Annotated in this window: 12 protein-coding genes; all 12 read left to right on the top strand. The window is 44.0% G+C overall.

Annotated features, from left to right (window positions below; genetic code table 11):
• The 12 genes from WC773_00525 to WC773_00580 all read left to right on the top strand — a co-directional run bounded on the left by WC773_00525 (position 1) and on the right by WC773_00580 (position 13644).
• Entirely contained in the window at positions 1-1776 is a 1776-nt protein-coding gene (locus WC773_00525; GenBank protein ID MFA6081885.1) for a hypothetical protein, read from the top strand.
• Positions 1777-1978: 202 nt separating this feature from the next.
• The gene (locus WC773_00530) at positions 1979-2719 is read left to right on the top strand and encodes a hypothetical protein (GenBank protein MFA6081886.1); all 741 of its coding nucleotides are present in this window, start codon (positions 1979-1981) and stop codon (positions 2717-2719) included.
• Positions 2720-2734: 15 nt separating this feature from the next.
• Complete coding sequence (locus tag WC773_00535; GenBank protein ID MFA6081887.1) at positions 2735-3331, top strand: hypothetical protein; 597 nt, start codon at positions 2735-2737, stop codon at positions 3329-3331.
• Positions 3332-3349: 18 nt separating this feature from the next.
• On the top strand, positions 3350-3622 hold the full coding sequence (locus WC773_00540) for a hypothetical protein (protein ID MFA6081888.1): 273 nt from the start codon (positions 3350-3352) through the stop codon (positions 3620-3622).
• Positions 3623-3629: 7 nt separating this feature from the next.
• The gene (locus tag WC773_00545; protein MFA6081889.1) at positions 3630-6548 is read left to right on the top strand and encodes an ATPase, T2SS/T4P/T4SS family; all 2919 of its coding nucleotides are present in this window, start codon (positions 3630-3632) and stop codon (positions 6546-6548) included.
• A 276-nt stretch (positions 6549-6824) separates the two neighbouring features.
• Entirely contained in the window at positions 6825-7892 is a 1068-nt protein-coding gene (locus tag WC773_00550) for a type IV pilus twitching motility protein PilT (protein MFA6081890.1), read from the top strand.
• Positions 7893-8081: 189 nt separating this feature from the next.
• Positions 8082-9281, top strand: coding sequence for a type II secretion system F family protein (locus WC773_00555; protein MFA6081891.1), 1200 nt, complete (start codon positions 8082-8084; stop codon positions 9279-9281).
• Positions 9282-9532: 251 nt separating this feature from the next.
• Positions 9533-10048: a prepilin-type N-terminal cleavage/methylation domain-containing protein gene (locus WC773_00560; GenBank protein MFA6081892.1), complete on the top strand. Its 516-nt coding sequence runs from the start codon at positions 9533-9535 to the stop codon at positions 10046-10048.
• Positions 10049-10212: 164 nt separating this feature from the next.
• Complete coding sequence (locus WC773_00565) at positions 10213-10695, top strand: prepilin-type N-terminal cleavage/methylation domain-containing protein (protein MFA6081893.1); 483 nt, start codon at positions 10213-10215, stop codon at positions 10693-10695.
• Positions 10696-10790: 95 nt separating this feature from the next.
• Positions 10791-11540, top strand: a complete 750-nt coding sequence (locus WC773_00570; GenBank protein ID MFA6081894.1) for a prepilin peptidase — start codon at positions 10791-10793, stop codon at positions 11538-11540.
• Positions 11541-11843: 303 nt separating this feature from the next.
• Positions 11844-12644: a prepilin-type N-terminal cleavage/methylation domain-containing protein gene (locus WC773_00575; GenBank protein ID MFA6081895.1), complete on the top strand. Its 801-nt coding sequence runs from the start codon at positions 11844-11846 to the stop codon at positions 12642-12644.
• The gene (locus WC773_00580; protein MFA6081896.1) at positions 12625-13644 is read left to right on the top strand and encodes a type II secretion system protein; all 1020 of its coding nucleotides are present in this window, start codon (positions 12625-12627) and stop codon (positions 13642-13644) included. Before WC773_00575 ends, WC773_00580 begins: the two co-directional genes overlap by 20 nt.
• Positions 13645-13672 lie beyond the last annotated feature (28 nt).

Genomic DNA, 13672 nt, shown 5'->3' on the forward strand with positions numbered 1-13672 from the left:
ATGATGAAAACTTTACAGCAAAAAATTTCATTCTGGCTAATAGTTCTGGCATGTATCAGTTTGTCTGGGGTGATAAGTGCTATACCAAAATCACGCGCAGGTAGCTTAATTGCCATTACCAAATCTATCATCAATACCGCCGCGGCGGTCAACACCGATGCTAGCTATAGTTCAGTAGTTTCGGCGGTTAGCTCAAGCGATGTGTTGTTAGTTACGGTTACCGTAACTAACTACGGGTCTTCGCCAACTGTCACTATTAACGATAGTTATGCCGGTTTTTCTACTCCGGTTACAAATGGGACCGTCAGTGATACCGCGTTAGGATGGAGCGGTGGTGGTGGCTCATTTAGCTCAGTTAACAGTGTTCTGACTGTCACATCGCCAACAATGGTTAGTGGTACCACTAAAAGTTTCTCCTACACCATTACCCCAGCTAATATGCCAAATAACAAACCTAGAATGTTGGCTCTACCAATTTCTACCACCTCATCTAATTTTGGTATAAGCCAAATGATGGACACGGTATATGTAATGGAATTGCCGAATTCAAGTGCGGCTGGTAGTTCGTTTGTGGCAAATACTTATAACAACGCCAGTGGTGGAATTGACCTAAGTTTTGTGGTTCCGGCGGTGAGTGTTCTAATTGGCAACACCACGCTTTACAGCTCAACTACTACTCTATCTACACCAAAACAAGATTCAACCGTTACCGGAAATAATTCAACTGATTGTAATAGCATTACCATTAGTTACTCCCGTGGAGGTAGCTGTATGTACAATACAACGGCTACGGTATCCACTGTAATCAACGCTAAAACTGTCACGGTTGGTAGCGCTTCGGCACAGGTGATGACGGTTCCACCAAGTGCAATTGTTGGGAACATCAAGGTTGGGGGGTCAACAGCGGCTGTTGGTAACGTTTTATTACCTGGCCAACATCTTAGCAGTAATACCGATAGTTCGTCTGCATCACAAAGTATTGCGTATAGTATCGACTCAAATTCTGTCAGTGGATTGAAGGGTTCCGGAGACTCCGATGTTTTTGGTAACGTGTATCTAGATGCAAATCTGGCATTAGCCAAACGAAACCCTGACTTTTTGTTAGATAACGCCAGCTATACCTCATATGGAGACTTAATTAATGTTGGGGAAAGTAACATAAGTTTATCGTGTGCGGCTGGTGCGGGTAACAACTGTGGTGCCGGTGGTACTCCGGCAACTGCCAAATATGTGTTATCTGCTAAAAACGGCCTAAATTTTGACCTAAGCTCCATAAAAATGTCTAACATTACATCTACGCCAAAAAACCCAAAGAACAGCGGCTATCTCTGGTATGTTAAGGGTGATCTTACTATTACCGGATTAGTTGCAAGCACCACCATTACGAATGTTGGAATTGGTACCATATTTGTAGAAGGCAAACTAATAATTTCCGATCTTTCCGTTTCTGCCACTGGTAAGCCACTTGGGTTTATTGCAACCAACGGGATTGAATGGAAAATTGATAGAGCCGATGTTACTTCATCCACTTTAAATTCCGTGGCTTTCTTTAGTAACCTAGACTTTACAGCTTCCACCATCGCCGCAAGTCAATCGCTGAAACTGGTCGGTAGTGTCGTGGCTCGTCAAACTGTTAGTTTTGCAGATGTAAAATTACCCAATATTTCGGATAATTTAAATTTGTTAATTCAGTATGACCAAGCCTTAACCACAAATCCTCCTCCACGTATGTCAAAATTGGCTACTCAGCCAAGTGCAAGTGGCGTATCACAATAACGCCAAATTATAAATTTTAATAAGTTCGAATAAACGTAGACCACGCTTTAGCGTGTTTGGAAAACAGACTGACCTCCTACGCCAAGGCTACGGATGGTCAAGAAGTCTGGACTACGATCTTTAGAATTTACTTTGTTGTTACTTGCGCAATCATTAAGTATTGTCATATAATTAATAGTAGGAAATAGAGGGGCCAAACAGTATGATAGATGTCGATCTGGTAACAAAACCAGGGTCTAATCAGCCTTTTCAGGGTGAGTCTTATTGGGGGATCGCCACTATTGTGGTGATTGTCTGTACTGTCGCGTCACTTGGTTTGCTAGGCTGGTATGTAATGAAAAATTCTTCTACTAAACAAAAGATCGCAAACCAAACCACTGAATCTGCCCGACTAGATGGTGAAATTTTGGCTGCCAATAAATGGCCGGTTGATACGGTTGAATTGCGATCAAAAGATCTGTTAGGTAGTTTAACCGAATATAAAACTTTGTTAAACAGTCGACAGGCGTGGAGCAGAATTTTGCCGGTGGTTTCAGCTTCTACCCTAAATGGAATTAATCTAACCGGAATGAGCATAGATGGAAAACTCGCTCTCAAAATTGATGGTACCGCATCCCCTATAAGCGGTGTGGATAACATTACGGCGTATGGAATGGTAGCTAGGCAGGTTATCTCATATCAAAATGCCAAAATTACTATATCTGATACGTCTGGCGCAACATCCACCACAGAAGTAGCCCCGGTGCTGGTATTTAGCAATGTGGCGTTGACCGCAATTAGTAAAAATTCCAAAGCAGCCACGCAAGACGCAACTCCAATAGACTCGGCGTTGTTCTCAATTAGCTTAAGCTTGAATCCCGAGATTGTTAAAGAATCGCCGCTTGCACTTCCGTCTACCACCACTACTGCTTCACCGTCACCTAGTGCATCAGCTACCCCATAAAACGAAAGGGATATTGTGACCAAGCAACAAAAAAATATTATCATGATTGCAATTCTGGTAGTTTTGAGTGCTTTTGCGCTTATCCAACTTTGGATTGGCCCGCTACTGCAAACAAATTTGACCCAGCTAAATCAGCTTAACGCAGATGTTAACGCAAAAACTGCTCGCTTAAACACTATTAACAAGATTAAAGCGCCGTTAGCCGACCTGGAATCTGCAATGAGTGATATCGATAAAGTTGGTTTGCCAAAAGGAAACTCGTTGCCAGACTTAATTGAGCAAGTGGAAAATATTGTCGCCGGTACAAAAGATGCCGCCAGCAACCAACCATATTTTTCTGTTACCTCGTTTGTTCCTAACTTAACCAACGCAGTTAACTCGGCGGGGGCGTCGGCATCAGCTAACTCGCTAGATTTCACCTTGGCTGTTAGAGGAAACCCAGACAATCTTGCTATATTACTAGACGCGTTTAACAAGAACGTCCGCCCAATGTCAGTAAAAAGTATGACGCTTGCCCCCGATTCTACTTCTAGTGATGTGTTAGTAACCCTAACTATGACGGCGTATAATGGTGCCGCATCGTCAACAAAATCTTCCACCGCAAGTCAATAATACTTTAAGGATGACGTAATGAAAAAATATATTCCAATTATCGTTAGCGTACTAATGGTTTTGGTGGTGGTAGGCGCCTTTGTGTATCAAAGAGGACTCTTTTTAGCTAGTCCGAGTATGGAACCGGTAATTACCAGTTCAACAACCGCTGATTTGTCGGCTGAATCAATTACCAGCGCCAAAAAAATGGCTGACTTGTATAAATCAAGCCTAAATAAAGTATCGTCAGTTCCGATTTCAATTGATACTTTAAGCACTAACCCGAAGCCGTTATTTAAAGTTTCAGAATAGGTCTTAGATGAGTGCGTGGCCAATCAAAAATGAAACTCAAAGCCGGGTTTTAAAGTTATTATCAACCTTGGTTGATTTAGGTTTTGTTAAATCTGAAGTAATTGACAACTTAAGAGCTGAGCTAAAACCGCTTCCATCCGAGGTTGAGCTGGTTGAGTATTTAGTTAAGCATTTGATTGCCGATTACGACCAGATTAATCGCGCCTATGCCACCTTATTAAAATTACCGTATTTGCAACTACCACAAGAGGTAAATAAAGCGTCGCTCATAAAATTACCAAAAGCTGTTTGTGAAGAAAAACAGATGGTGGTTTATGGGACAAATGACAAAGAATGGGATATTGCGGTGGCAAAGCCGGCTTTATTGCAGGAGAGCCAATCCGGTGTTCTGACTAAATTATCTAAAGCAGAAAAGATCAAATATAAAATCGTAATTACTTCGCCTGATTCAATAAAAAGATGGCTTAATCAGTATCCGGATCAGAGGACGGAGGACGGAGGACAGAAGACAGAATCATCTCTGTCATTTCGACCCGGGGAGCTGGTTCGAGCGACCACGTTGGAGAAATCTCAAGAAAGAATCCCTTCCACTTTAGCCAATTCAGAAAAAGCGGCGTTGATTGGTCGAGCGATTGACCCGAAAGTACTACATAAGATTCCGGTGGCCATCGCAAAAGACGTTGGCATTATTGCATATCAGTTTAGAGATAATGTTTTTGAAGTTGCAACAGTAGATCCAATGAGTCAAAAAGTACTAAACGCTGTTCATTACATTCAAGATCATAACAACGTTAAAATCAATTTACACCATACATCGCGTGACGATATTGATTACGCTATTTCGCAGTATGGGCTTCATGACCGCATCTTTAACCAAAAAAATCTGTCCGGGCAGAAAATTGATCACGAGCTTTTGTTAAAAATACCTTACAATGTGGCAAAAAAGTATCGTTTTGTGGTGTTTGGTAAGATCATTACAAGCCAAGGATTAACTGACAATTCAATTTATCAAGTTGCGTCAGACAATCTAAATAATGCCGAGGCAAATATTATTTGGGGTTATATTGAAAAGAATAACGGGGTTACCCTGTATTTGTACCCAACCGATATCGGTAGCATTGACTACGCGTTGTCTTTATATCCGGAAACAACCGATCACAAAGAACAGCTCGCGTTACCGGGCGTTAAAAAAGCTGAGTGGTTATTGCCGCCACCCGTTCCTCATAATCCAGTCCCTGCAACAGCAGCGGTAGTTAAACCGCAAGCCAAGCCTAACCCTCAAAACGAACAACCTTTGCCGCCCACAGATATACCGGAAGAAAAGCCATCTTTCTGGCCCAAATGGTTAGTTTCATTGTTTGGTGGTAAAAAAGACAACGAGATTATAATTTCGGAAGATCTTATCTCGCCACCAGGTACTGTACCGAACGCGGCTACATCGGCAATGTTAGGAAATCCAAATCCAACTCAACCGCCAATACCGGTGCCGACAAAACCGGCAGAGGTAAAACCACCCGAACAAAAACCACCGAGTCCTGCTCCTGTTCCTCCAAAACCCCCTGAAGAGGTGGCAATAGAGCAAAAGACATTTATTCTTAAGACTAAAGAACCCTATGGCGCCAAAGAGAAAGAAGCTGCCCCAAAGCCGGTGGGGGAAGAAGACGAAGATAACTTAGGGAGCTTGCTTGACCACGATGTAACTACTCTGGAAGAACTGCAGAAGATAATTCAAGAAGGATTTGTACCACGAGTGGTGGCAGCGCTAGTCAGTTATGCCATCACTTTACACGCCTCAGACGTTCATATCGAAGCAGAAGAAAAAGATGTCCGCGTGCGTTATCGTGTGGATGGTATGTTGCAAGACGTAATGCGATTACCGGTAGAACAACACGCTGCCATTATTAGTCGTATTAAAATATTGTCCAAGCTGAAAATTGACGAAACTCGTATTCCTCAAGATGGGCGATTTGACGTAGCGTTTAAAGATCGTGCGGTCGATTTGCGTGTATCATCTATGCCAACGGTGCATGGTGAAAAGATAGTTATGCGTATTTTAGACAAGACGCATGGTATCATGTCACTGGAAGATTTGGGTGTACTGGGTAGAGCATTTGACATTGTTATCGAAGCCATTAAAAAACCATATGGCATTGTGCTTTCAACTGGTCCAACCGGATCTGGAAAATCCACCACTTTGTATGCCATTTTAAACCGAATCTCGGTGCCTACGGTCAACGTAATCACACTTGAAGATCCGGTTGAGTATGAAATAGCCGGGGTTAACCAAGCGCAGATCAAACCAAAAATTGGTTTCACTTTTGCAGAAGGGTTAAGATCGGTTTTGCGCCAAGACCCAAATATCGTGATGGTGGGAGAGATTCGAGACGCTGAAACCGCCAGCATGGCTACCCACGCAGCCTTAACCGGTCACTTAGTATTATCTACCCTACACACCAATGATGCTCCTGGTGCCCTACCACGTCTAATAAATATGGGTATTGAGCCATTCCTAATTACCTCGTCAATTAACTGCGTTGAAGCTCAGCGCCTGGTTCGTCGAATCTGTCCGAACTGTAAAGAAGAAGTTGAGCTGCCGGAAACGGTTATTAAAGAGATCACCGATGAGCTCAATAAGATACCGGAAAATAATCCCAAAGATCGTGCCCGGGTGACAAATCCGATGAAGTTCTATCACGGTAAAGGATGCGACAAGTGTCAAAACGGATATCGTGGGCGAATTGGTATTTACGAAGTGATGGCCATGAGCGAAAAGGTGGAGCAACTGGCAATCGAAAAAGCATCTGCCGCCTCTATTCAAGCTCAGGCAATTAAAGAAGGCATGATTACCATGAAGCAAGACGGATTGCTAAAAGCACTAATTGGTATGACCACGGTTGATGAAGTGTTACGCGAAACCTCGGAGTAGGCGGAGAGCGCAATTATTTGTCATTTCGACCCGAGGAGATCGTCAGATCGACTACGTTGGCCTCCGGCTCGTAGACCCTCCGGGCGTAAGTCCTACGGGCTGGAGCCTACGGCTCGGAGAGAGAAATCTAAGCAAGAATCCCTTCCAGTTTTTTTTAAGATTTCTCCAACCGTTCGTGGAAGCTCACGGGGTCGAAATGACAGGTATTGGCATTTGCACAACCATCATTCTTAGCGTTATACTTAAGATGAAGTATCTTTTGAGGAGGGATAATTTATGTCAGTTAATATGATTCCAGAAATGGAGCGTTTGCTTGATCAAACGATCGCAGCTAAGGCTTCGGACTTGCATATTGTAGTGGGTATCAACCCGACAATTAGAATTGATGGCGAGCTAACCCCACTAATGGACGAACCGTTAGTTGATGCCAAAATGGCCCAAACGCTTGTAACTGGAATACTTGACGCGGAGATGAATGACTCGTTGAATCAGCGCAAAGAAATTGACTTTTCTTTCGGTTATAAAGAGTATCGTTTTCGTGCCAATGCCTATTTTCAAAGTAGTACTTACGCGTTGTCTCTTCGATTAATTACGCTGGAAATTCGGAATTTTACTCAATTAGGTTTGCCACCGGTATTGGAACGATTTGCAGCCAGTGGGCAAGGATTAGTCATTATCACCGGTCCAACCGGGCATGGCAAATCCACCACCTTGGCCGCTATGATCAATCAAATTAACGAAGATCGCCGCGACCGTATCATCACCATAGAAGATCCTATTGAATACGTGTTTAAGCATAAAAAATCAATTGTTACCCAACGAGAGCTGGGGCAAGATACAAATTCATTTTCGCGAGCACTGCGAGCGGCGCTACGTGAAGATCCTGATGTGGTGCTAGTGGGTGAAATGCGAGATCTAGAGACAGTTGAAGCAGCCTTAACCATCGCTGAAACCGGTCACTTGGTATTTACCACCCTACACACCAACTCGGCTGCTCAAACCGCCGATCGTATTATCGACATTTTCCCGCCACACCAACAAGCGCAGGTTCGAGCCCAGTTAGCCAGCGTGCTACTCGGCGTGGTATCGCAGCGTTTAATCGCTAAAATTGGTGGTGGGCGTACGGTGGCGGTTGAGTTAATGATCGCTAACTCGGCGGTGCGAAACACTATTCGTGAAGGTAAAACTCACCAATTGCCAAACATTATTCAAACCAGTGCTGCCGAGGGTATGATAAGCTTAGACAAAGTCTTGGCCGAATTGGTCAGTAAGGGTGATATTACAATTGATAATGCCTTATTATGGTCCATGGATCCGAAAGCATTAAAAATGATGGTTTATTGATAATAATTTGAAATTTGAAATTTGAAATTTTTAAACCATAAGGAATTGTTTTTCAGTTGTCATTTCGACCCGGGGAGCTGGTTTGAGCGACCACGTTGGAGAAATCTAAGAATAAATCCCTTCCAAGATTCTACCACGCCCCAACATCCCCAATTTCCCTAACCACCCTAACGTAATCTTGGAGTCACATTGGCAAAATTTGTCTACGAAGCAAAAAACGATCAAGGGCAGCTGGTACGCGGCATGGTTGTTGCGCCTAACGAATCTGCTGCCGAAAAATTATTGCAACGCAATCGTTTTGTTGTGACGTCATTAGAAGTTGGTAAATCGCCTTTTTCAGCCATAAACATTTTTAATAAAGTTGGAGTACGTGATCGTGCGCAGTTTGCGCGTCAGTTAGCCACCATGATCTCTGCTGGCTTGCCATTGGTACAAGCCCTAAACATTATCACCATGCAAACTCGTCAACCAAAAATGCATACTATTTTAGCGTCGGTGGTGCGAGACATTGAAAGCGGGTTCAGTTTTTCTACCGCGCTTGCAAAGCACACCGAGGCGTTTGATAGCGTTTTTATCGCCATCGTTAGATCTGGTGAGGCCACCGGTAAACTCGATCAGGTATTGCTCGAGTTAGCAGATCAATCTGAAAAAGACGCGTCGTTTTCCGGAAAAATTAAAGGCGCATTAGCTTATCCGGCATTTATCATCTGCGCTATGATTGGTGTTGCTATTTTAATGATGACTCAGGTTATCCCAACCATAAAAGCAGTTTTCGAAGAAGCAAACGCTCAGTTGCCATTTGCCACCAGAATGTTGATTATCGCATCTGACTATATGGTTGAGTTTTGGTACATTGTGATTGTGGCTGTAATTGGGTTTGTGGTTGCGGCGCGATTGTTTTTAATGTCCAAGCCAGGCAAATTAATGTTAGATAAACTAGCGCTCCATGCTCCGATATTTTCACAAACCGCAACCAGCATCATTATGGCCAGGCTAACCCGTACTCTAGGTCTGCTGGTTGGCTCTGGAATTCCAATTCTCGAATCAATTAGCATTGTCTCCGAGGTTATTAATAATAATATATATAAAGAAGGCCTAAGAGAGGTGAGGGCGCAAGTTGAGCGTGGTATTCCAATGAGCGTGCCGTTGTTAAAAAACAAAGAATTTCCGGTATTATTTGGGCAAATGGTCTCGGTAGGTGAGCAAACCGGACGAATTGATGCAATGCTTGCCAATCTGGCCAAGTTTTATTCCGAAGACTCTGATACAAAATTAAAAGGAATGACTACGCTAATCGAGCCTGTCGTGATGGTTATCTTGGGTGTGGGCGTGGCGTTTCTAATATTTGCTATTCTAGTGCCAATTTACAACATCTCAAGCATAGGATAGTGATTTGGTGTCATTCCGGGCTTGACCCGGAATCTATATAAAAAAATTTTTGTTCGAGGTGCCCGTCCCGAGAACTGTGAGATGCATCATGTCAGTCAACAGCGAATATTTCATAATTATCGTCAGATAATTTCGAGACAAAGCGAGCCAAGCGAACTGTCTCAAAGCGAACAATCTTCATTAACATGGTATTGTGTGTTAGTTTAGTGGTAAAATATATATGGTATGTAAATTGAAAAAAGGAGGCTATCGTGCAAAATAAAAAGGCTTTTACTTTGATCGAACTATTGGTGGTTATCGCCATTATTGGTATTTTGGCGGCTATTGCTCTTAACGCTACTACCAGTGCGAGGCGTCGTGCTGCAGACGCTCAGGTAAAATCGAACGCGCAGGCGTATCTTAAAGCGTGGATTTCGTACTCGTCTGACAGCTCCATGTTTAACGTCGCTGCACAAGGAGTAGGAAACGTCACTCTAAGAGGGGTTCAGGGTTGGCAAAACACTACTTTTAGAACCAGTGGTGATTTAACTGCCGCTGCTGGGTTATACAGTGCATCAAACCCTGACGTTGCTTCGCCGTATGATATTACAAATCCAAAGTATGACGACCGAAATTTCACTGCTACTGCGATTGCGGTTGGAGGGGCGCTTACTGCTAACCCTGCTGCTACTGCTGCGGGTCCTATTGTTGCGGGTGGTCAGGCCAACATCGATAGCATTTTTACCGCGCCGGCCGGTGGAAAATGGTTTGTTGTGACTCAAAGATAGTAGTTATCCACAGGCATTCGTTGGAATGACGCTTGTTATCATATACAATTAAATAGGATTATTAAAATTGCTCCCGGTAGGGGTGGGTTTATTCCACTCGTGGAGGGACGGTCGATGCAGTTTTGTGATATTTTAATCAAATTATTTTAAAGGAGTTTCTTATTATGAAAAAAGCTTTTACCTTAATTGAGCTTTTAGTGGTCATCGCCATCATTGGTATTTTGGCCGCTATTGCTCTTAACGCTACTACCAGTGCACGACGTCGAGCGTCAGATGCTCAAGTCAAATCAAACGCGCAATCAGCACTGAAGGCGTGGGTTTCATATTCGTCTGACAACTCGTTATTCTACACACCTGTTGCTGCTGCTGCCACAACAGTGGCGCGTGCCGACTTTACCACTGCTGCAACTGGCTTAGATGCGGTGTTAACTGCAGACCTGCGCACCGGTATGACAGCAAGTTTGTATGGTGGCCATGATGGTACGGGTGCCGGAACATTTAGTTCAAACGTGATTGGCGTGGGTGGAGCGCTAACAGCTAATCCAGCTACGGGTGCAAACGGAATTGTCGCTGGAAACGGTGCCACAGACGGTATTACCGCTGGTGGTGCAGCTACCGACGAATGGTTCTTAGTTACACAAAGATAATATTTATTATCTAACTGTCCATCTCTGCGTCATTGTTGTGTCGCGTAATGCGATGCTCTCTGACGCCGAGGGGACAGTTTTATTGAGGAGGGGATATGTGGATTGTTGCGGCGTTATTCGGACTATTTATCGGGTCATTTTTGAACGTGGTCAACTTGCGCTTTGGTAAATGGAAGAGTATCGCCACCTCCAGATCTAATTGTGTACATTGCAAACACACCTTATCCTGGTTTGACCTAATCCCGGTGCTTAGCTTTGGGCTTTTAGGCGGAAAATGTCGCTATTGCCACAAACCAATATCCATCCAATATCCGATTATCGAACTATTATCGGCAATTCTGGCGGGGCTAATTTGGTGGCATTATCAACCCGAATCAACATCACAAATAATCCTTGCCATACTAACCATCATTTTTGGGTATATCTTTTTGCTTATGTCTATTGAAGACGTCAAACAAATGGAAGTGCACGACGAACTATTCTGGTCGGCAATTGTAATTGGGGTGATTATAGCCGTCTTTACACAACACAGCTTAGTCTCACTTTTGCTTGGTGTTGCCTCTGCCGCCGGATTGTTATTCTTGCTAACGACTGTTTCAAAAGAGCGCTGGATGGGGTGGGGTGATGTGTTGGTGGCGGTGCCGGTGGGAATAATTTTGGGATACCCGCTTGGGTTATTATGGATATTAACCGGATTTTGGGTAGGAGCGATATATGGTGTTGGGTTAATGGCCCTCAAAATTAAAAAACGAACCGACCCCGTACCGTTTTTACCGATACTTTTGGCCAGTTTTGTGATTGTCTTACTATGGGGTGACCGAATCGTAAATTGGTATTTAAAGTAAATACTTTAGGGGTGTTGGGGTGATTTGGGGAGTTGTGAAAAAACCCTTCTCCTCTGGAGGAGAAGGTGGAACGCTAAGCGTCCCTTGACCCCGCTTAGCGGGGTGCCCGTAGGGCGGATGAGGAGCTCCTCACCTCTCCGAGCCGTAGGCTCCAGCCCGTAGGACTTACGCCCGGAGGGTCTACGAGCCGGAGGCCGGTCTTCGACCACCCTCTCCTCAAGGAGGAGAGGGAAACCGAGGAGTCGAAATGACATGTGAATCAAAATATATGTTACAATAAACGTAACACCGGAGGGGATTAATTTGGGTAAACGTGCTTTTACGATAATTGAACTTTTGGTAACCATATCGATAATTGGTCTGTTATTGGTCACTATTTTGCCGTCGTTATCCAAATACGGCCGGTCAAATAACGTGAACATTGCGGCACAAACTGTTCGCCAAGCTCTAGCTGAAACCCAATCCTTTGCTACCGCACCAGACCCAAACACCTGTCCGTTTTTATCCGGAGTGTCATCTAACTGGTGGTCAATTAATGCCTATGGTTTTTATGCCAATCCGGGTGGAACTACCCCAACCAACATTAAACCGGCATACGCGGCAGATCCAGATGGCTCTTACCCGGCTGGATACACGTGTGGGCAGTACAGTGATGTTCAAAATTTAGCTCAAAATCAGTATGCTATTTTGGCACTGCACGTTTCCGCTGATCCCGATGATGCTACCAGCATCTGGATCTCGGTAATTGGGATAGTGAAAATTGAAACCATCGAAAGCCCGGCCCAGTTTATCCAAAATGGTACTACTAACGCCCCAACCCACCCGATATTCTTTGCCTTTAACTCACCAGATGGTGGCTTTCGTGCCCAAGCCACATACGCGGGTGGAACAGGTTTTGATATCCAGCTAAATCAAATTCTAGCCACCGGTAATTTAGTGAATATTGGGGCAACCACATACACCACGGCACTAGCTGCCAATAATAAGTTTGCGATAATTACTCTAGGCAATGCAGACAGCTACACTTCAACGCTGTTTATTAATATTCTAACCGGGCAAGTTACTTCTACCAATAAAGCTCCGAATGGGTTTACGCCGCAATAAGATGATGAACAAGATGAAAAAATCGTTTGGTTTAATTGAAGTATTAGTCTCGGGATTAATTGTAATCTCGATAGTTTCGGCTGCCGCGGTTTTAAGGCAAAGATCATCTAGCCAAGCGTCATTAGTGCGCCATCAAGAAGTCGCCACGCTATTGGCACAAGAGGGGATAGAAGGCGTGCGTCAGATTCGCGATTCAAACTACCTGATCAAACAATCAGAAATTCACTTACAAACGTTACGAACAAAAGTTCCTTGGGACTGTTTCCTAACATACGCCGGGTATATCGCTGCAAACGATTTAACCAGCCCCCCAACATTTTATTGCCAAGACGGCCGAAACAACTCCTCAAGCAGTAAAACCTCCACTAACACCGGCGATTTTTCGCTAACAAATTCACTTCCTACAGATCCATCAAAGCCAACATTAGAGCTAAGTGCTGGTGCGGTAATGGAGTATTTATTTTATAATGCTGCGGGTGGGCGTGTGTGGTTACCGGCATTCGGAGTTTCATCATACAATAAAGTTGATACCGGGGGGTTCGAATCTGATAGTCCGTCAACTAATACCTCTATAGGTACCATTTTTGCCGATAATTGCCCCGGAGCAGAACGAATTTTTGTTCCGGAAGGAGATTCGAATAAAACAATTATGTTAGGGAATACCCGCCGAACATTGGGTGTGACAGCGGTAGGTGTGGCCGGGCAAACTATTCAAGGTAACAATGTGGCCGGGGCGTACGCTCAAGATTGTGCTTCAGCACCCCCTGCTGGCTACGCCGAATTTAAACGCCAAATTACTATCAGCCAAGTTCCCGCCATTCAGAACGCCGAAACCGCCAATTATCCCGCTGACTGGGTTAGCGCAGGGGCAGTAAACTCACAAACTCACATGGTCAAGGTTTTAGTTAGAGTAAGCTGGGATGAAACAAACCGGTTTTCTACTAACCAAGACAATGCGGTATTGCTGGCAACATATCTAACCGACTGGAGACCAAATTAATAATTTTAAATTTTTAATTTTATAACGA

The organism is Patescibacteria group bacterium (assembly GCA_041660565.1).
Lineage (GTDB): Bacteria > Patescibacteriota > UBA1384 > CAJBMM01 > CAJBMM01 > JBAZWC01.